Source organism: Acidovorax sp. sic0104 (genome assembly GCF_019219095.1).
Classification (GTDB): Bacteria; Pseudomonadota; Gammaproteobacteria; order Burkholderiales; family Burkholderiaceae_C; genus Acidovorax.
In genome coordinates this window covers 43504-62981 of record NZ_JAHUWH010000017.1, presented here as the reverse complement: position 1 = coordinate 62981, position 19478 = coordinate 43504, and the positions used below count along the sequence as shown (strand labels likewise).

Below are 19478 nucleotides of genomic sequence, written 5' to 3'. Positions count from 1 at the left end.
AACTGGCCGGCCTGATACTAGACGCTGGGTTGCTCCATGTCTGTCACCTGGGGGCCGTACCGGGCTGGCAGCCGCCGGCAGTGCCGTCGGCGCGGCGCAAGAAGCTCGTGTCGGGCAGGGCCGCATCCTGCACGCACGCCATGCCCGTTGCGGCCTGCGGGCCAGGCGGATGTGATGGAATCGGAGCATGACCGAAGCGCCTCCATCGCCCCACCTGCACCAGCCCCTGGCCGAACGGCTGCGCCCTCGCACGCTCGGCGAGGTGATAGGCCAGCAGCATGTGCTGGGCCCCGGCATGCCGCTGCGCCTGGCGTTCGAGTCGGGCCGGCCCCACAGCTGCATCCTGTGGGGGCCGCCGGGCGTGGGCAAGACCACCATCGCGCGGCTCATGGCCGATGCGTTCGATGCGCAGTTCATCAGCATCAGCGCGGTGCTGGGCGGGGTCAAGGACATCCGTGAGGCGGTCGAGCGCGCCCAGGCGGCGCGCGACGGGCTGATGCAGCAGCGCACCATCGTGTTCGTCGACGAAGTGCACCGCTTCAACAAGAGCCAGCAGGACGCCTTCCTGCCGCATGTCGAATCGGGCCTGTTCACCTTCATCGGCGCCACCACCGAGAACCCGTCGTTCGAGGTCAACTCCGCGCTGCTGTCGCGCGCTGCCGTGTATGTGCTGCAGCCGCTGTCGGAAGAGGATTTGAAGCAGATTGTGGCTCTGGCGCAGACGGAGAAAGCGCTTCCAGCTATTGAAAATGTAGCAATCGACCGCCTGGTGGCCTATGCCGACGGCGACGCCCGCCGGCTGCTCAACACCCTGGAGACGCTGGCCATGGCCGCTGCCCAGGAGAAGCTTGCCGAGATCACCGACGCCTGGCTGCTCAAGGTGCTGGGCGAGCGCATGCGCCGCTACGACAAGGGCGGCGAGCAGTTCTACGACACCATCAGCGCGCTGCACAAGTCGGTGCGCGGCTCGGATCCCGACGCCGCGCTGTACTGGCTGGTGCGCATGCTCGACGGCGGGGCCGACCCGCGCTACATGGCACGCCGCCTGGTGCGCATGGCCAGCGAAGACATCGGCCTGGCCGACCCGCGCGCGCTGCGTCTGGCGCTCGACGCCGCCGAGGTCTACGAACGCCTGGGTACGCCCGAGGGCGAGCTGGCGCTGGCCGAGTGCGTCGTGTACCTGGCCGTGGCGCCCAAGTCGAATGCGGTCTACAAGGCCTACAACGCGGCCCGCGCCTGGGTGAAGAAGGACGGCACCCGCCCGGTGCCGATGCACCTGCGCAATGCACCGACCAAGCTCATGAAAGAGCTCGATTACGGCAAGGGCTACCGCTACGCACACGACGAGGAGGGCGGCTTTGCCGCCGGCGAAAACTATCTCCCCGATGGCATGCCCGAGCCGGGCTTCTACCAGCCGGTGGAGCGAGGCCTCGAAATAAAGATTGCACAGAAATTGCGCGAGTTGCGCGAACGCAATGCGTCAGCCGAGCCACCCCAGGGGCTGGGCGACGATTCTTGACGCCGCGCAAAACGGGGTGCGGCACACATCGTCATGCTGATTTTGCATCGGATTGGTAATAAGTTTGCACATCAATATTCCTGCTTGCATCATGCAGGCTTATGAATCGCGTTCCGCGCTGATGTGGCCCGAACCCGAGGGAAAACCCCGCCCGGCTTGGTGGGGGCCGCTTGTGACTACTCGCTACAATCCCGACCACAAACCCGCACAGCTGCATTTCTGGCGGGTTTTTTGCTAGATGGCAGTCGGGCCCACAAGGCTGTACCGATTCCGGTGCCAAAGCGGTGGGTGCGTCACAAACGAAGGACTTCTCTTATGGACATTTTGCTGCAACAGATCATCAACGGTCTGGTTCTCGGCAGCATGTACGCCTTGATAGCCTTGGGCTACACCATGGTGTACGGCATTATTCAACTGATCAATTTCGCCCACGGCGAAGTGCTGATGATCGGTGCACTCACCAGCTGGAGCTGCATAGGGATGATGCAGGGCGCAATGCCCGGCGCCCCCGGCTGGGTCATCCTGCTGCTGGCCACCATCATTGCGTGCGTGGTGGCTGCCACCCTGAACTTCACGATCGAGAAAATCGCCTACCGGCCGCTGCGCAGCAGCCCGCGCCTGGCTCCCCTGATCACCGCCATCGGCATGTCGATCCTGCTGCAGACGCTGGCGATGATCATCTGGAAGCCCAATTACAAGCCTTATCCGACGCTGCTGCCCAGCTCTCCGTTCCAGATCGGCGGCGCATTCATCACCCCCACGCAGATCCTGATCCTGGGTGTGACGGCCGTCGCGCTGGCCTCGCTGGTCTATCTGGTGAACCACACCAACCTGGGCCGCGCCATGCGCGCCACGGCAGAAAACCCCCGCGTGGCTTCGCTGATGGGCGTCAAGCCCGACATGGTGATTTCGGCCACCTTCATCATCGGCGCCATCCTGGCGGCCATCGCCGGCATCATGTACGCATCCAACTACGGCACGGCGCAGCACACGATGGGCTTCCTGCCCGGGCTCAAGGCCTTCACGGCGGCCGTGTTCGGCGGCATCGGCAACCTGGCCGGCGCAGTGGTGGGCGGCATCCTGCTGGGCCTCATCGAAGCCATCGGCTCGGGCTACATCGGCACGCTCACGGGCGGCCTCCTGGGCAGCCATTACACCGACATCTTTGCGTTCATCGTGCTCATCATCATCCTGACGCTGCGCCCTTCGGGCCTGCTGGGTGAGCGTGTGGCGGACCGAGCCTGAGGAGCACCACACCATGAAGAACACCAAAACCAACTGGGTCATCGGCGCGATCGCGCTGCTGGTGCTGCCACTGATCCTGCAATTCTTCGGCAACGCCTGGGTGCGCATTGCCGACCTGGCCCTGCTGTACGTGATGCTGGCCCTGGGCCTGAACATCGTCGTGGGCTACGCCGGCCTGCTCGACCTGGGCTACGTGGCGTTCTACGCCGTGGGTGCCTATTTGTTCGCACTGATGGCGTCGCCGCACCTGGCCGATACCTTCGCCGCGTTCGCTGCGATGTTCCCGAACGGTCTGCATACCTCGCTGTGGCTGGTCATACCGGTCGCGGCATTGCTGGCGGCATTCTTCGGGGCGCTTTTAGGGGCACCCACGCTGAAGCTGCGCGGCGACTACCTGGCCATCGTCACGCTGGGCTTCGGCGAAATCATCCGCATCTTCCTGAACAACCTGGACCACCCCGTCAACCTGACCAACGGCCCCAAGGGCCTGGGCCAGATCGACTCGGTCAAGATCTTCGGCCTTGACCTGGGCAAGCGCCTGGAGCTGTTCGGCTTCGACATCAACTCCGTCACGCTGTACTACTACCTGTTCCTGGTGCTGGTGGTGATCTCGGTGGTCATCTGCTATCGCCTGCAGGACTCGCGCGTCGGTCGCGCCTGGATGGCCATCCGCGAAGATGAAATCGCTGCCAAGGCCATGGGCATCAACACCCGCAACATGAAGCTGCTGGCGTTTGCCATGGGCGCGTCGTTCGGCGGCGTGTCGGGTGCGATGTTCGGTGCGTTCCAGGGCTTCGTCTCCCCCGAGTCGTTCAGCCTGATGGAGTCGGTCATGATCGTCGCCATGGTGGTGCTGGGCGGCATCGGCCACATCCCCGGCGTGATCCTGGGTGCCGTGCTGCTGTCGGCGCTTCCCGAAGTGCTGCGCTACGTGGCAGGGCCGCTGCAGGCCATGACGGACGGCCGCCTGGACTCCGCCATCCTGCGCCAGCTGCTGATCGCCCTGGCCATGATCATCATCATGCTGCTGCGCCCCCGCGGCCTGTGGCCTTCGCCCGAGCACGGCAAGAGCCTGACGCAGAAGACCTGAAGCCGAACACCACCGAAAGTTAGCAATGACAGAGAAATCCAATGAAGTGGTGCTGAAGGTCGCCGGTATCTCCAAGCGCTTCGGCGGCCTGCAGGCCCTGTCCGACGTGGGCATCACCATCCAGCGCGGCCAGGTCTACGGCCTGATCGGCCCCAACGGCGCCGGCAAGACCACGTTCTTCAACGTGATCACCGGCCTCTACACGCCGGACGCCGGCTCGTTCGAACTCGCTGGCAAGCCTTACGAGCCCACGGCCGTGCATGAAGTGGCCAAGGCCGGCATTGCCCGCACGTTCCAGAACATTCGCCTCTTTGCTGAGATGACGGCGCTGGAGAACGTGATGGTGGGCCGCCACATCCGCACCAAGTCCGGCCTGGTGGGGGCGGTGTTCCGCACCAAGGGCTTCAAGGAAGAAGAAGCCGCCATCCGCCGTCGCGCGCAGGAATTGCTGGACTACGTGGGCATCGGCAAGTTCGCCGACTACAAGGCGCGCACGCTGAGCTACGGCGACCAGCGCCGCCTGGAGATTGCCCGCGCCCTGGCCACCGACCCCCAGCTCATCGCACTGGACGAGCCCGCGGCCGGCATGAACGCCACCGAGAAGGTGCAGCTGCGCGAACTCATCGACCGCATCCGCAACGACAACCGCACCATCTTGCTCATCGAGCACGATGTGAAGCTGGTGATGGGTTTGTGCGACCGTGTGACGGTGCTCGACTATGGCAAGCAGATCGCCGAGGGCAACCCGGCCGAAGTGCAGAAGAACGAAAAAGTGATCGAGGCCTATCTGGGCACCGGCGGGCACTGAAGGACATAACAAATGGCCGAAAAATCCAACAAAGTTTTATTGCAGGTCAAGGGCCTGAAGGTGGCCTACGGCGGTATCCAGGCCGTCAAGGGCGTGGACTTCGAAGTGCGTGAGGGCGAACTGGTGTCGCTCATCGGCTCCAACGGCGCCGGCAAGACCACCACCATGAAGGCCATCACCGGCACCCTGGGCATGAACGATGGCGACATCGAATACCTGGGCAAGAGCATCAAGGGCAAGGGCGCCTGGGACCTGGTCAAGGAAGGCCTGGTGATGGTGCCGGAAGGCCGCGGCGTGTTCGCGCGCATGACCATCACCGAGAACCTGCAGATGGGCGCCTACATCCGCAAGGACAAGGCCGGCATCCTGGCCGATATCGAGAAGATGTTCACCATCTTCCCGCGCCTGCGCGAGCGCAAGGACCAGCTGGCCGGCACCATGTCCGGCGGCGAGCAGCAGATGCTGGCCATGGGCCGCGCGCTGATGAGCCAGCCCAAGGTGCTGCTGCTCGATGAGCCCTCCATGGGTTTGTCGCCCATCATGGTGGACAAGATCTTCGAAGTGGTGCGCGATGTGTACGCCCTGGGCGTGACCATCGTTCTGGTGGAGCAGAACGCCAGCCGCGCGCTCGCCATTGCCGACCGTGGCTACGTGATGGAGTCCGGTCTGATCACCATGACGGGCCCCGGCCAGGGTCTGCTGAACGATCCGAAGGTGCGCGCGGCCTACCTGGGCGAGTAAGCAGCTACCGCGCGCCGCAAGGCCCATCCGCCGGGGCGGGGCCAGTCCGCAGAATCAAAAAAGCGCAGCTTTCGAGCTGCGCTTTTTTGTTTTGGGGAGCGGTGCCTGCGTGGCCGGCAGGCTGCCCGGCACGGGCCTCAGAAGCGGTACTGCAGGCCCACGGTCGTCAGGTTCACCGAATCGTCGCCGTCCGAAAACTTGAACTTGTGGCGCTCCCATTCGACCACTGCCGCCCATTGCGGCGTGAAGGCCCAGCGCGCGCCCAGGCCGTAGGACAGCCCGAAGCCGTCTTCCTTGCCCAGCGAGACGCCCGTGGCCGCGAGGCCGGAGGTGCGTGTGCGGCCATAGGTGGTGCCGATCTTGCCGAACACGTCGAACTGCTCGCCCAGCGGCGCACGGCCGACCAGGCTCAGGTTGAAGCCGTGGGCCTTGGTGTCACCGCCCAGGCGGTGCGCCGTACCGGCGTTCAGGTAGCCCAGTTCCACGCCCACGTTGCGGTGGAAGAAGCCGCCGGCGTAGATCTTGTAGGCATTGCCCGAATCATCCTGGCTCAGCCCCAGACCTGCGGGGCCGTTGCTCAGGCTGTAGTTGGAGCGGCCGCCGTTCAGCCCGATGTAGCCGTCCTGGGTATAGGGCAGCACGGACCCGCGGCCGGAACCCCCGTCGTACGCTGCCGCGGTCGATGGCGGTGCGGAGGACGATGCGCTGGATTGGGCCTGCGCGCTCGCCAGGGTGCAGGCTGCGATGGCCAGGGCCAGCGGAACCTGGCGGGTGAAGAAAGTGCTCATGGAGGATGTCCTTGCTGAAGTCGTGGGTCTTGAAGGCCTGCGCAGGTGCGCAGGGGCCGCTCCGCTCGGGGCGTCGGTCCAATCTACGGCGCTGCGAGCCGCATGCTGTGGGAGCTCGTGGCGCTTATTTGTAGGAGCGCGCCGACCCTGCGCAGCGCCTTGCGGCAGTCATCCCTGCAATTGCTATGGATTGGATAGCGGTTGGCGCTTGCTGGTAGGGCGCAGACGGCCAATTTCGCCCCCGTATCAGCAACGTGGTGCCTGCCTGCAGGCGTCGTGCGGCGGTCCGCGCTGGCGTGGGCGTGCGGAAGGCAGGAGCGCAGGAAGGCGGGCGGTTAAACTCCCGGAGTCACCAAAAAGTCATGTGAATGTCATGGCTTTGTCTCTTTTCAAAAAACCGATCCCCCTGCAGGAGCCTCCATGCTGTTTGCCAAGCTGTTGCCACGCGAAGGCAATTTTTTCGAGATGTTCAACCAGCATGCGGACCGGATCGTCGAGGCGGCCCGGGCGTTTTCGCAACTGGTGGCCAACTACAACGATCCGCACCTGCGCGACAAGTACAACCAGGACGTGGACAACGCCGAACGCGCCGCCGACCGTGTGACGCACGAGGTGAACAAGTCCATCCACAAGACCTTCATCACCCCCATCGACCGTGAGCAGATCCACACGCTCATCAACACGATGGATGACGTGGCCGACCTGATCCAGGACTCCGCCGAGACCATGGCGCTGTATGACGTGCGCCACATGACCGAGGAAATCACGCGCCTCACGGACCTGAGCCTCAAGTGCTGCGAGCGCCTGCGCGATGCCGTGAAGCTCTTGGACAAGATCGCCGACCCGGCCGTGGCCGAGGCCGCGCTCAAGACCTGCGAGGAAATCGACAAGCTCGAATCCGACGCCGACCGCGTGATGCGCAGCGCCATGAGCAAGCTGTTCCGCGAGGAGCCCGATGTCCGCGAAGTGATCAAGCTCAAGGCCATCTACGAGCTGCTCGAGACCATCACCGACAAGTGCGAGGACGTGGCCAACTGCATCGAGGGCATCGTCCTCGAGAACTCCTGATCCGGGCAGGCTGACCAGCATGGAAACCGTACAGACGGCCCTGTGGGTTGTGGTTCTGCTCGTGGCGCTGGCGATCCTGTTCGACTTCATGAACGGGTTTCACGATGCCGCCAACTCGATTGCCACCGTGGTCTCCACGGGCGTGCTCAAGCCCGCGCAGGCGGTGCTGTTCGCGGCGTTCTTCAACTTCATCGCGATCTTCATCTTTCACCTGAGCGTGGCGGCTACCGTGGGCAAGGGCATCGTGCAGCCCGGCATCGTCGACACGCACGTGGTGTTCGGGGCCCTCGTGGGCGCCATCACCTGGAACGTGATCACCTGGTATTACGGCATCCCCAGCAGCTCGTCGCACGCGCTCATCGGCGGCATCGTGGGCGCGGTGATCGCCAAGGCGGGCGCCAGCGCGCTCATCTCCGCGGGCATCCTGAAGACGGTGGCGTTCATCTTCGTGTCGCCGCTTCTGGGTTTTGCGCTCGGCTCGCTCATGATGGTGGGGGTGGCCTGGATCTTCCGGCGCACGCGACCGAGCAAGGTGGACAAGTGGTTCCGCCGGCTGCAGCTCGTATCCGCCGGGGCCTACAGCCTGGGACACGGGGGCAACGACGCCCAAAAGACCATCGGCATCATCTGGCTGCTGTTGATCGCCACCGGGTACTCGTCGGCCAGCGATGCGTCGCCGCCCACCTGGACCATCGTGAGCTGCTACGTGGCCATCGGCCTGGGGACCATGTTCGGCGGCTGGCGCATCGTCAAGACCATGGGCCAGAAGATCACCAAGCTCAAGCCCGTGGGCGGCTTCTGCGCCGAGACGGGCGGGGCGCTCACGCTGTTCCTGGCCACTGCGCTGGGCATCCCCGTGTCCACCACCCACACCATCACCGGCGCCATCGTCGGCGTGGGCTCCACGCAGCGCGCCAGTGCCGTGCGCTGGGGTGTGGCGGGCAACATCATCTGGGCCTGGATCCTGACCATTCCGGCCAGTGCATTCGTGGCTGCCGTGGCGTACTGGATCAGCCTGCAGATATTCTGACCACTCGCGATGATTGCTCCTGAATTGGTAGCAATAGACCCTTGCTGATAAAGTGCAAACGCCCCGTGGGACCAGAGTTTCACGGGGCGTTTCGCGTGGTGCCTGCCTGCGGGCGAAGCGCCCCGCGGTGCCACGCCGGTCAGGTCATTGCGAGATCTTGCGGGCTTCCTCGATCTGGTACTCGAAGTACCGCTGGAAGCTGAACGCCAGGCTGGCCATCAGCACCGCAGTGCCCACCATCAGCGCCACGATGATGGCTCCTATGGTGATCCACTGCGTACGACCCGCCGGAGCGTCGGGTGCGGCGCTGGGGTTGTAGCGCGCGTTCCACACTTCAGGCGTCTTCAGCGCGAACAGGATGGCCTGCAGCGCGCAGCCCGCGATGGTGAAGCCCAGCAGCGGGATCAGCATCCAGCTGGTGTGATCGTCCTGCCCCATCTGCTGCACCCGCTGGATGCCGTAGATGCCCAGCGCGGTGGGGATGGGCAGCAGCCAGCCAATGAGGTCGCCCAGGCCGTGCAGGTAAAAGCGATGCAGGCCGAGGGGACCGCCCAGAAAGGCGAGCCAGGCCGCCGCTGTCTTGTTCTTCATGCGGGCCATTGTCATTCGGGCGACGTGGTGTCGCCCGCGCCCAGGGTCTTTTCCATCAGCACGATGTCCCGCCAGGCACCGAATTTCCAACCCACCGACTTCATGACCCCGACATCGGTGAAGCCCAGCGCCCGGTGCACGCCGATGGAGCCCGCGTTGGCCGAATCGCCGATCACGGCCAGCAATTTGCGCACGCCGGCCGCCTCGGCCTGCGCCGCCAGTTCGGACAGCAACTGCCGGCCCAGGCCCATACCCCGCGCGTCTTCGGCGATGTAGATCGAGTCCTCGGCAGAGAAGCGGTAGGCGGGGCGCGGCTTGAACCAGTTGGCGTAGGCAAAGCCCAGCACGCGGCCGTCGTCCTGCTCGGCCACCAGCCAGGGCAGGCCCTTGGCCAGCACGTCGGCGCGGCGGCCCGCCATGTCGGTTTCCGAGGGAGGATCGATCTCGAAGGTGCCCGTGCCGTGCAGTACGTGGTGCTTGTAGATGGAGGTGATCGCGGGCAGGTCGCCGTCGGTGCTGGGACGAATGATGGGCATTTGTGAGGAAATGGATATAATCGCGGGCTTTGCAGCGTGTCGCTGGCCGGGTGGCCATGTCGCGTGTCTCAAGCGTTGCGAATATGGTTGCGAACACTGTGGCTTGCGGCAGATGCCGGAAGTTCACCACCCGAAGGATAAATCATGGTCGTCATTCGACTCTCCCGCGGCGGCTCCAAGGGCCGTCCTTTCTTCAACATCGTCGTTGCTGACAAGCGCGTGCGCCGCGATGGCCGCTTCATCGAGCGCATCGGCTTCTACAACCCCACCGCCAAGGAATCCGAAGAAGGCCTGCGCATCGTGCAAGACCGTCTGACGTACTGGCAGAGCGTGGGCGCCCAGTCCTCGCCTACCGTGGACCGCCTGATCAAGCAAGCCGCCAAGAAGGCTGCTTAAAGCTCCCTGAAAAGGGCGGGTTCCGTTCGGCATGCCGGCGGGACCCGCCCTTTTCCTATTCTGGAATCACCGCCATGGCTGCCAACCTCACCCTTGAACCCGCACAGCTGCCCGCCGACGCCGTCGAGGTGGGGCGCATCGCCGACGCCTGGGGGGTCAAGGGCTGGTTCAAGGTGCTTTCCCACAGCAGCAGCCCCGAGGCGCTTTTCTCTGCCAAGCGCTGGTATCTGCAGCCCTCCGAGCGCGGCGCCAAGGCGTTTGCCGGTACCGTGCTGCTCTCCATCCGCCAGGCCAAGGATCATTCCGATACGGTAGTTGCGTGGGCCGAGGGCATCGACGACCGCGACGCGGCCGAGGCGCTGCGCGGTGCGCGCATCTTCGTGCCCCGGTCGAGTTTTCCGTCCACCACGCAGGACGAGTACTACTGGGTCGATTTGATCGGCCTGTCGGTCGTCAACCGCGAAGGCGTGGCCCTGGGCGAGGTGCGCGAGCTCATGGCCACCGGGCCGCAGACGGTGTTGGTGCTGGCCTACGAGCAGGACGGCAAGGCGCAGGAGCGCATGATCCCGTTTGTCTCGGCCTTCATCGACAAGGTGGAGCTGCCCGAAAAGCGCATCACTGTCGACTGGCAGCCCGACTACTGACCCGGTACCGCTTGCCGTAGCGCCGCGCACCATGCGCTTTGACGTCATCACCTTGTTCCCCGAGCTGTTCGCGCCGTTCCTGGCCAGCGGCGTGACCCGCCGCGCGTACGCCAGCGGGCAGGTGGATGTGCGGCTGTGGAACCCTCGCGACCATGCCGAAGGCAACTACCGCCGCGTGGACGACCGCCCCTTCGGTGGCGGCCCGGGCATGGTCATGCTGGCCGAGCCGCTGGCACGTTGCCTGGCCGCCATCCGGGCAGAGCGGGCGGAACCCGAGACGGGCCGTGCCCCGGTGGTGCTGTTTTCGCCGATTGGCGAACCGCTCAGCCATGCGGCGGTCGAGCGCTGGTCCGCGAGCAGCGGCGCCGTCCTTCTGTGCGGCCGGTACGAGGGTATCGACCAGCGTTTCATCGACACCCACGTCGATGTGCAGATCAGCCTGGGCGACTTCGTGCTGTCTGGCGGCGAGATTGCCGCCATGGCCCTGCTTGATGCCGTGGCGCGCCTGCAGCCCGGCGTGCTCAACGACGAAGGCAGCCACCAGCTCGACAGCTTCAACCCGGCGCTCGACGGCCTGCTCGATTGCCCGCACTACACCCGCCCCGAAGAATGGGCCGGGCAGCCGGTGCCGGCGGCGTTGATGTCCGGCCACCATGCGCAGATCGAGCGCTGGCGGCGTGACCAGCGCCTGGCCATCACGGCCCGGCACCGCCCGGACCTGATCGACGTCGCGCGAAAGGCAGGCCGTCTGGCGCCCGTGGACGAAGCGGTATTGGCCAAGCTCGCCTGACTTGCTATAATCAAAGGCTTTTCGATCCTCTGGCCGGCCGTTTCAACAGGGAGCTTTCCCTCTGACACACTGAGACGTCAATCCCGACGCAGCCATTTTTGGCGCGGACAAGATCACTAGGAAACTCACATGAACCTGATCCAGACCCTGGAAGCGGAAGAAATTGCCCGCTTGAACAAGACCATCCCCGAATTCGCCCCCGGTGACACCGTCATCGTGAGCGTGAATGTGGTGGAAGGTACCCGCAAGCGCGTGCAGGCCTACGAAGGTGTGGTGATTGCCAAGCGCAATCGCGGCCTGAACAGCGGCTTCACCGTGCGCAAGATCTCCAGCGGCGAAGGCGTGGAACGTACGTTCCAGACCTACAGCCCGCTGATCGCCGGCATCGAAGTCAAGCGCCGTGGCGATGTGCGCCGTGCCAAGCTGTACTACCTGCGCGACCGCAGCGGCAAGTCGGCACGTATCAAGGAAAAGCTGCCACAGCGCGTCAACAAGGCTGCTGCCGCAGCCGCTACTGCCGCCTGATCGGACCCATTGGGCGTGGCCCAGTCCCGACAAGCCGCTACAGCGACTGCCTGTAGCGGCTTTTTGCTTTTGAGGCCTTCCCCATCCCTTTCCAGTCGCCGACCGTGAACTCTTCGCCGCCGCCTCCTCCTGCTGCTGTCTCGTCGGTCATCGCGCCGCTGTCCAGCTTGCCCGATTTCGACCCGCGCCTGGTGCCGGTCGTGGGCGTGGACACGCACCTGCCTGCGGTACCACTGCAGGACCAGACGCCCGGTGCATTGCGCGCACGCTTTGCGCACCCGCCGCAGTGGGAGCCGGAGGTGGTGATGGAAAAGAGGTTCATGAACCGCGAGCCTGCCCACGCTTCAGTACTGCTGGCGATCATTCAGCGAGAGCAACCCATGGTGCTGCTGACCGAGCGCACGGCGCACCTGTCCACCCACTCGGGACAGGTCGCCTTCCCGGGAGGGCGCGCGGACCCCGAGGACGCCACGCCCGCCCGTACGGCGCTGCGCGAAGCGCAGGAAGAAGTGGGGCTTGCGCCAGAGTTTGTTGACGTGCTGGGTTCGCTGCCCACCTATGTGACGGGCTCGTCCTTCATCATCACCCCGGTGGTGGCGCTGGTGCGGCCCGACTGCGTGCTCACGCCCAACCCCTACGAAGTGGCGGATTTGTTCGAGGTGCCGCTGGCGTTTGTGCTCGACCCCGCGAATCACCGCCGCCATGTGTTCGACCGTGATGGCATCCACCGCGAATGGTTCTCCATGCCTTTTCAGGATGGGGAAAAGACCCACTACATCTGGGGCGCGACGGCGGGCATGCTGCGCAACTTCTACCGGTTCATGATGGCGGGTTGATCCACCCAGGCGGCTTCGGGCCATCCCGAAGAGAGGTGCGTTGCGTGCGCCGCCCCGCGGTCGGCGTGCAGGGGCTCTGGCCAGAGCAGTGCAGTGCAGCGCGCTTGGCGGCCGATGGGTCTGCCATCGCGCGCAAACCTGCTCTGTGCATGCGCAGCGCCAGTATCATTGGCGCCCATGAGTTTCTTCGCCATCCTGTTCGCTCTGCTGATCGAGCAGGCCCGCCCGCTGGCCCGCAGCAATCCCATCCACGCAGGCCTGCGTGCGTGGGCCTTGTCCGTGAGCCGCAACTTCGATGCAGGCAAGCCGCACCACGGCTGGGTGGCGTGGAGCCTCGCCGTGATCGTGCCCGCGCTGGTGACGCTGGCCATCCACTGGCTGCTGCTGTGGGGCCTGGGCTGGCCCTTCGCGGTCCTCTGGAGCGTGGCGGTGCTCTACATCACGCTGGGGTTTCGGCAGTTCAGCCATCACTTCACCGGCATCCGCGACGCGCTGGAGGAGGGCAACGAAGATGCCGCGCGCGAGCGTCTGGCCCATTGGCAGCAGGTGGATGTGGGCGCCCTGCCGCGCAGCGAGATCGTTCGCCACGTGATCGAGTATTCGGTGCTGGCGGCGCACCGCCATGTGTTCGGCGTGCTGGCCTGGTTCTCTGTGCTCGCCGCACTGGGCCTGGGGCCGACCGGCGCCGTGCTGTACCGCCTGGCCGAATTCGTATCGCGCTACTGGCACTACAGGCAGCGCACCGGCACGCAGCCGGCCAGCGCCTCGCTGCAACAGGCGTCGGCGCAGGCATGGACGGTGATCGACTGGCTCCCGGCCCGCTTCACGGCACTGAGCTTCGCGGTGGTGGGCAGTTTCGAGGAAGCCATTGAGGGCTGGCGCTTCCATGCGCAGCGGTTTCCCAATGACAACGATGGCGTCGTGTTGGCCGCCACAGCCGGTGCCATCAACGTGCGACTCGGTGGCGAGGCGCTGAAAGCCCGTACCGAACTGCATGCACCGCCGGGCCTGGAGATCGATGCAGACCTGGGCGACAGCGATTCCACCCCCGGCCGCGAGCCGGAGGTGGGTCACTTGCGCAGTGTGGTGGGACTGGTGTGGCGCTCGGTGGTGGTGTGGATGCTGCTGCTGGCGCTTCTGACCCTTGCGCGGCTGCTGGGGTAGTGGAAAAAAGCCCCCCTGAGCCGCTGCGCGGCTTCCCCCGGAGGGGGACGCACCCGGTGGCCTGGCAAAGCCAGCTCCACGGGTGCGCTGGTGTGGGGTGTGCCTGTGCGAAGTGCGGCGCGCTTCACTGCCCGTGTCTATTCGTCTCCTGCGCCTTGCAATTACCCATGCCGGTCAATACCGGGTGTGGCTCAGCTCTTCAAACAGATCGCTATAAATTTTGTAGCGCGTTGCGCTTATTCCACCTGCGTCAGGGCCGTTTTTGACTGCATCCAACACGCCGCAGCCCGGTTCGTGCAGGTGGGTGCAGTTGTAGAACTTGCAGTCGGTGGCGTGCTCCGCGATGTCGGGCATGCAGGCGGCAAGCTGCATGGGGGCGATGTGGTGCAGGCCGAATTCCTGGAAGCCCGGTGAGTCGATGAGCGCGGTCGTGCGCTCCTTGTCCATCCAGTACCAGTGCGTGCTGGTGGTCGTGTGCTTGCCGGAGTTGAGCGCCTGCGAGATTTCTCCCGTCAGCACCGTGGCGCCCGGCACCAGCAGGTTGATCAGTGTGCTCTTGCCCGAGCCCGAAGGGCCCAGCACCAGCGTGGTCTTGCCCTTCAGGTGCTCCATCAGCAAGGCGCGGTCCACCTCGCTGGACAGGGCCAGCGACAGCGGCAGCACGCCGTAGTGCCTGCCCAAGCCCATGTGGCGGTAGGGCACCAGGCGCTCCCAGGCGCGGGCAAACGGCTCGACCAGGTCGCTCTTGTTCAGGCCGATGAGGGGCTTGATGCCCTCGGCCTCGGCGGCAATCAGCGCGCGTGCAAGCTGGCTTTCGGAGAAAACAGGTTCCGCCGCGATCAGGATCAGGACTTGGTCGAGGTTGGCGGCAAAGGACTTGGTGCGGATCTCGTCCTGGCGGTAGAAGAGGTTGCGGCGCTGCTGCACCTTCTCGATGGTGCCTTCGTCGCCCTGGCCGGGTGGGGGGGCCTGCCACAGCACCCGGTCTCCCACCACGGACTGGTTCTTCTTGCCGCGTGGGTGGCAGATGCGGCGCTCGCCGTCTGGCGTCTCGACCATGCAGTGGCGCCCGTGGCTGGCGACCACCGTGCCTTCCATGAGGGCGCTGCGCTCAGCCATGGTGGTGCGGGTGACGGGTCATGGTGGGGCGACAGCGATCAGGCCACGAGCGCATCGAACTGGGCTGCGCACTCGAAGTCGGTGGAAGAGATGCCGTGCACATCGTGCGTGTTCAGACGCACCACACAGCGGTTGTAGTGCACCGACAGGTCGGGGTGGTGGTCCTGCGCATTGGCAACGAAGGCCAGCGCGTTCACGAAGGAGATCGTTTCGTAGTAGTTGGCGAAGTGGTAGGTCTTCTCGATGGCCACGTCAGCACCGTCGCCGCTCAGGCTCCAGCCTTCGAGCTTGGCCAGGTTTGCTACTACTTCCGTAGCGGTCAGCGCGCGCCGGGTCTGTGTGGACCAGTCTTTTTTCTTGAGCATGGAGTTCGTCGTCATGAATGGGCAGGTGTTTGCATGCGCGCCAGCCGCTCGGTGGCAGGAGGGTGCGAGTAGTAGAACTTCACGTACACCGGATCGGGCGTGAGTGTGGAGGCATTGTCCTCGTACAGCTTGAGCAGCGCAGACGACAGGTCGGCACCGCTGGCCTGGGCCACGGCGTAGGCATCGGCCTGGAACTCGTGGCGGCGGGACTGCTGAGAAAACAGCGGCGAGATGAAGAAGGTGAACACCGGCACCACCAGCATGAACAGCAACAATGCCAGGGCATCGTTGGGCGCGGCTGCGGCAGCAGGGTCCAGCGAGATGTTGGGGCGCACGCCCAGGCCGGTGTAGAACCACACCTGGTTGGACAGCCAACCCAGCAGGGCAAAGCCCGCCAGGCTCAGCGCGAACATGACGACAATGCGCTGCACGATGTGGCGGTGCTTGAAGTGGCCCAGTTCATGGGCCAGCACAGCCTCGACTTCGCCTGGCGCGAGCTGGCGCAAAAGCGTGTCGTAGAACACCACCCGCTTGGCCGCGCCGAACCCGGTGAAGTAGGCGTTGGCATGCGCGCTGCGGCGGCTGCCGTCCATCACGAAGAGGCCTTTGGCCGAGAAGCCGCAGCGCTGCATCAGCGCCGTCACCCGGGCCTTGAGCGACTCGTCTTCGAGGGGCTGGAACTTGTTGAACAGCGGCGCGATGAAGGTGGGGTAGACCACCATCAACAGCAGGTTGAAGCCCATCCAGAAGCACCAGGCCCACAGCCACCACAGCGGGCCTGCAGCGCCCATCAGCCAGAGGATCAACGCGGCGATGGGCAGACCGATGATGGCCCCCACCAGCAGGCCCTTGACCGCGTCGCCCAGCCACAGGCGCCAAGTCATCTTGTTGAAGCCGAAACGTTCTTCCACCACGAAGGTCTGGTACAGCGACAGGGGCAGGTCGATGAGTCCGCTGATGGCCACGAAGGCCACCAGCAGTGCGATCTGCTGCCACATGCCGCCGCCCAGAAGCGCCAGCAGCGCCTGGTTCAGTGCGTCCAGTCCGCCGAGCAGCGTCCAGCCCAGAAGCACGGCAGCGCCCAGCGCCATCTCCAGCAGGCCCAGGCGCGACTTGGTGATGGTGTAGTCGGCGGCTTTCTGGTGCGCCGGGAGCGCAATGCGCTCCGAAAAAGGCGCGGGCACTGCGCCGCGATGGCGTGCCACGTGGCGGATCTGACGCGTGGAGAGCCAGAACTTCAGCACGAGGCCCAGCGACAGCGCCACGGCGAACGCCAAAGTCAGTATCAGGGAGGGGGAGAGGACGTCGGTCGATGGCATGTGGGCGGAGTTTACCGGGGGACGCCTGCTGGGAGCCGCTGCACCTGCTGACGGCGTGGGCATCGGCGACAATGCGCGCCATGTCCGAAGCCCATCCCACCCCGACACCCGTGCTTGCCAAGTCCGACCAGAACCTCGTCTGGCTCGATTGCGAAATGACCGGTCTGGAGCCCGATACCGACCGCCTGCTGGAAATCGCTGTCGTCGTGACCGGCCCCCACCTGGAGCCCCGCGTCGAAGGGCCCGTGTTTGCCATCCACCAGTCCGACGAGTTGCTCAACGGCATGGATGCATGGAACAAGGGCACGCACGGCAGGAGCGGCCTCATCGACAAGGTGAAAGCCTCCACCGTGACAGAGGAAGCCGCCGAGCAGGAGATCATTACCTTCCTGTCCAAGTATGTGCCCAAGGGCGTGGCGCCGATGTGCGGCAACAGCATCGGCCAGGACAGGCGCTTCCTGGTGCGCTACATGCCCAAGCTCGAACGCTTCTTCCACTACCGCAATGTCGATGTGAGCACCCTCAAGGAATTGGCCAAGCGCTGGAAACCCGAGGCCTACACCAGTTTCAAGAAAGCCCAGAAGCACACCGCGCTGGCCGACGTGCACGAATCCATCGAAGAGCTGGCCCACTACCGCAAACACTTGCTGTCGGTGGATGCGAAGGAGTCCTGAGCGTTCTGGCGGGTCTGCCGCCGCGAGATCGGCGCCCGCCCCGCGCAGTGAACCAGAGGGGTATTGCGGGGAAACCCTTAAACGTGCCATAATCGCTGGCTGCGCAGGAATCCCTCGCAGTTTGTGCATCTCCCCTCACACACCGGGCTTGCCAGCCGACTGTCCCAGACAGTGCAGGACTGGCGAATAACGCCCACCCGCTCAGGCCCTTGGCGCCGGCGCAGGTTTCGTTTGATGGTTGATGTTTTTTAACCATTTGACGAAGCCAATCGCGGGCTGCGCCCGCGACCGTCTTCGTGAGAGAAAAATCATGACCGACACCTCCTTGGTGCAGGGCGAATTCGCGCCTGCCGATACTTCCTTTGCTGCCGACGTTTCCGTGCAGTCTTCTCCCCTTGATGCGGCAGTGGCCGTCGCCGCCGAAGGCAGCGCTGCCGTGACGCCCGAGCCCAATGGCTTCGTCGAGCTGGGCCTGGCCTCTGAACTCGTGCAGGCCGTGGCAGACCTGGGCTACACCCAGCCCACGGCTGTACAGCTCAAGGCCATCCCACTGGCCATGGGTGGCGGCAACGATGCCACCAAGTTCATCGACCTGATGGTCTCCAGCCAGACAGGCAGCGGCAAGACCGCCGCCTTCCTGCTGCCCGTGCTGCACACGCTGATCAATCAGCAAGCGGCTGCAGAAGCCGAAGAGCGTGCTGCGTTCGAGCGCGCCGTGGCCGAGGCTGCAGCCCGTGGTGAACCCGCTCCCAAGCGTGCCAAGCGCAAGGACCCCACCAGCTCGCGCAACTTCAAGGCAGCCACCCCTGGCGCCCTGATCCTGTGCCCCACGCGTGAACTGGCGCAGCAGGTGGCGCACGACGCCATCGACCTCGTCAAGCACTGCCGAGGCCTGCGTGTTGCCAACGTGGTGGGCGGCATGCCTTACCAACTCCAGATCGCCAAGCTGCAGAACGCCGACCTGGTGGTGGCCACTCCCGGCCGTCTGCTGGACCTGCAGCGCTCGATGCAGATCAAGCTCGACAAGGTGCAGTTCCTCGTGGTCGACGAAGCCGACCGCATGCTCGACCTGGGCTTCTCGGACGATTTGGCCGAACTGAACCAGCTGACCAGCCAGCGCAAGCAGACCATGATGTTCAGCGCCACTTTCGCGCCGCGCATCCAGCAACTGGCAATGCGCGTGATGCACGATGGCGGTTCGTCCGTACAGAAGGTCACCATCGACACGCCGCAGGCCAAGCACGCCAACATCAAGCAGATCCTGCATTGGGCCGACAACGCACAGCACAAGCGCAAGCTGCTCGACCACTGGCTGCGTGACACGTCGATCAACCAGGCCATCGTGTTTGCGAGCACCCAGGTGGAATGCGACGGCCTGGCCAACGACCTGCAGCAGGAGGGCTTCTCGGCCGTGGCGCTGCACGGTGCGCTGAGCCAGGGCTTGCGCAATCGTCGCCTGATGGCGCTGCGCAACGGCCAGGTGCAGATCCTCGTGGCAACCGACGTGGCCGCACGCGGTATCGACGTGCCCACGATCACCCACGTGTTCAACTTCGGCCTGCCCATGAAGGCCGAGGACTACACCCACCGCATCGGCCGTACGGGCCGTGCCGGACGCGACGGCCTGGCCGTCACGTTTGCGGAGTTCCGCGATCGCCGCAAGATCTACGACATTGAGTCGTACAGTCGGCAGCAGTTCAAGGCGGAAGTGGTCCCGGGCATGGAGCCTGCACAGCGTGCACCCCAGGCGCCCCGTGCCGACTTCGGCGGCCGTGGTCGCTCCGGTGGCGGTTTCGAAGGGCGTGAAGGCGGTGGCTACGGCCGTGAGCGCCGCTTCGGCGGCCCGGCACGCGGCAACAGCAGCGACCGTGGCGGCTTCGGTGGCAACGACCGCGGTGGTTTCGGTGGCGGTAACAACAACAATGACCGGGGCGGTTTCGGCGGTGGTTTTGCCGGCCGTGACGGCGGCGGCTACCGTGGTGCCTCGAGCGCCCCGCGCCGCGACGGCGAAGGCTACGGCCGCAAGCCTGGCTTCGGCGATGCCGGTCGTGGCGGTTTTGCTCCGCGCGGCGAAGGTGCTGGCGCACCCCGTGGCGATTTCGCGCCCCGCAGGCCTGATTTCGCAAAGCCGGCCGGTGCGGGCGGTGGCAAGCCGTTCGTGCCCCACGACGCACGTAAGCGTCCGGCGCGTCCCGCGCGCTGAGCGGGTCGTCCGTCGGGACCTCACTGC

At 65.2% G+C, this 19478-nt stretch carries 21 protein-coding genes; 15 read left to right on the top strand and 6 right to left on the bottom strand.

The window, feature by feature from the left end:
- Positions 1 to 187 precede the first annotated feature (187 nt).
- The 5 genes from KW835_RS21945 to KW835_RS21925 all read left to right on the top strand — a co-directional run bounded on the left by KW835_RS21945 (position 188) and on the right by KW835_RS21925 (position 5403).
- A complete protein-coding gene (locus KW835_RS21945) occupies positions 188 to 1519 on the top strand; it encodes a replication-associated recombination protein A (protein WP_218386373.1) in 1332 nt (443 codons plus the stop codon).
- Between the two features lie 315 nt (positions 1520 to 1834).
- Positions 1835 to 2764: a branched-chain amino acid ABC transporter permease gene (locus KW835_RS21940; RefSeq protein WP_218386371.1), complete on the top strand. Its 930-nt coding sequence runs from the start codon at positions 1835 to 1837 to the stop codon at positions 2762 to 2764.
- A gap of 13 nt (positions 2765 to 2777) precedes the next feature.
- Complete coding sequence (locus tag KW835_RS21935; protein ID WP_218386369.1) at positions 2778 to 3854, top strand: ABC transporter ATP-binding protein; 1077 nt, start codon at positions 2778 to 2780, stop codon at positions 3852 to 3854.
- Between the two features lie 25 nt (positions 3855 to 3879).
- On the top strand, positions 3880 to 4662 hold the full coding sequence (locus KW835_RS21930) for an ABC transporter ATP-binding protein (protein ID WP_218386367.1): 783 nt from the start codon (positions 3880 to 3882) through the stop codon (positions 4660 to 4662).
- 12 nt (positions 4663 to 4674) lie between these two features.
- Positions 4675 to 5403, top strand: coding sequence for an ABC transporter ATP-binding protein (locus KW835_RS21925; protein WP_218386365.1), 729 nt, complete (start codon positions 4675 to 4677; stop codon positions 5401 to 5403).
- Between the two features lie 137 nt (positions 5404 to 5540).
- Here the strand turns inward: KW835_RS21925 and KW835_RS21920 are convergent, their stop codons facing one another.
- A complete protein-coding gene (locus KW835_RS21920) occupies positions 5541 to 6191 on the bottom strand; it encodes a porin family protein (RefSeq protein WP_218386363.1) in 651 nt (216 codons plus the stop codon).
- 420 nt (positions 6192 to 6611) lie between these two features.
- On the opposite strand from KW835_RS21920, the gene KW835_RS21915 reads away from it, so the two are divergent.
- A complete protein-coding gene (locus tag KW835_RS21915; protein ID WP_218386361.1) occupies positions 6612 to 7259 on the top strand; it encodes a DUF47 domain-containing protein in 648 nt (215 codons plus the stop codon).
- Positions 7260 to 7278: 19 nt separating this feature from the next.
- Positions 7279 to 8289: an inorganic phosphate transporter gene (locus KW835_RS21910; RefSeq protein ID WP_218386359.1), complete on the top strand. Its 1011-nt coding sequence runs from the start codon at positions 7279 to 7281 to the stop codon at positions 8287 to 8289.
- A 144-nt stretch (positions 8290 to 8433) separates the two neighbouring features.
- Here KW835_RS21910 and KW835_RS21905 read toward each other — a convergent pair whose 3' ends face one another.
- A complete protein-coding gene (locus tag KW835_RS21905) occupies positions 8434 to 8880 on the bottom strand; it encodes a TM2 domain-containing protein (RefSeq protein WP_218386357.1) in 447 nt (148 codons plus the stop codon).
- 11 nt (positions 8881 to 8891) lie between these two features.
- Positions 8892 to 9416: a GNAT family N-acetyltransferase gene (locus KW835_RS21900; RefSeq protein WP_218386356.1), complete on the bottom strand. Its 525-nt coding sequence runs from the start codon at positions 9414 to 9416 to the stop codon at positions 8892 to 8894.
- A 144-nt stretch (positions 9417 to 9560) separates the two neighbouring features.
- Here KW835_RS21900 and rpsP point away from each other — a divergent pair, with 144 nt between their 5' ends.
- The 6 genes from rpsP to KW835_RS21870 all read left to right on the top strand — a co-directional run bounded on the left by rpsP (position 9561) and on the right by KW835_RS21870 (position 13771).
- Complete coding sequence (gene rpsP, locus KW835_RS21895) at positions 9561 to 9812, top strand: 30S ribosomal protein S16 (protein WP_069105077.1); 252 nt, start codon at positions 9561 to 9563, stop codon at positions 9810 to 9812.
- Positions 9813 to 9886: 74 nt separating this feature from the next.
- Positions 9887 to 10456, top strand: a complete 570-nt coding sequence (rimM, locus tag KW835_RS21890) for a ribosome maturation factor RimM (protein ID WP_218386355.1) — start codon at positions 9887 to 9889, stop codon at positions 10454 to 10456.
- A gap of 31 nt (positions 10457 to 10487) precedes the next feature.
- Positions 10488 to 11246 carry a tRNA (guanosine(37)-N1)-methyltransferase TrmD gene (gene trmD / locus KW835_RS21885; protein WP_218386353.1) on the top strand — a complete coding sequence of 253 codons (759 nt, stop codon included), beginning with the start codon at positions 10488 to 10490 and terminating at the stop codon, positions 11244 to 11246.
- 129 nt (positions 11247 to 11375) lie between these two features.
- Entirely contained in the window at positions 11376 to 11771 is a 396-nt protein-coding gene (gene rplS / locus KW835_RS21880; protein WP_056416077.1) for a 50S ribosomal protein L19, read from the top strand.
- 104 nt (positions 11772 to 11875) lie between these two features.
- The gene (locus KW835_RS21875) at positions 11876 to 12607 is read left to right on the top strand and encodes a CoA pyrophosphatase (protein ID WP_370633672.1); all 732 of its coding nucleotides are present in this window, start codon (positions 11876 to 11878) and stop codon (positions 12605 to 12607) included.
- 177 nt (positions 12608 to 12784) lie between these two features.
- Positions 12785 to 13771 carry a CobD/CbiB family protein gene (locus KW835_RS21870; protein ID WP_218386351.1) on the top strand — a complete coding sequence of 329 codons (987 nt, stop codon included), beginning with the start codon at positions 12785 to 12787 and terminating at the stop codon, positions 13769 to 13771.
- Positions 13772 to 13945: 174 nt separating this feature from the next.
- On the opposite strand, the gene rsgA is transcribed toward KW835_RS21870, so the two are convergent.
- The 3 genes from rsgA to KW835_RS21855 are packed head-to-tail and all read right to left on the bottom strand — an operon-like array spanning position 13946 to position 16574.
- Entirely contained in the window at positions 13946 to 14890 is a 945-nt protein-coding gene (gene rsgA, locus KW835_RS21865) for a ribosome small subunit-dependent GTPase A (protein ID WP_218386350.1), read from the bottom strand.
- A 38-nt stretch (positions 14891 to 14928) separates the two neighbouring features.
- A complete protein-coding gene (locus KW835_RS21860; protein ID WP_218386348.1) occupies positions 14929 to 15270 on the bottom strand; it encodes a 4a-hydroxytetrahydrobiopterin dehydratase in 342 nt (113 codons plus the stop codon).
- The gene (locus KW835_RS21855) at positions 15267 to 16574 is read right to left on the bottom strand and encodes a M48 family metallopeptidase (RefSeq protein ID WP_218386347.1); all 1308 of its coding nucleotides are present in this window, start codon (positions 16572 to 16574) and stop codon (positions 15267 to 15269) included. Before KW835_RS21855 ends, KW835_RS21860 begins: the two co-directional genes overlap by 4 nt.
- Before the next feature lie 80 nt (positions 16575 to 16654).
- On the opposite strand from KW835_RS21855, the gene orn reads away from it, so the two are divergent.
- Positions 16655 to 17248: an oligoribonuclease gene (gene orn, locus KW835_RS21850; protein WP_218386345.1), complete on the top strand. Its 594-nt coding sequence runs from the start codon at positions 16655 to 16657 to the stop codon at positions 17246 to 17248.
- A gap of 310 nt (positions 17249 to 17558) precedes the next feature.
- On the top strand, positions 17559 to 19451 hold the full coding sequence (locus tag KW835_RS21845) for a DEAD/DEAH box helicase (protein WP_218386344.1): 1893 nt from the start codon (positions 17559 to 17561) through the stop codon (positions 19449 to 19451).
- The last annotated feature ends 27 nt before the right edge of the window (positions 19452 to 19478 follow it).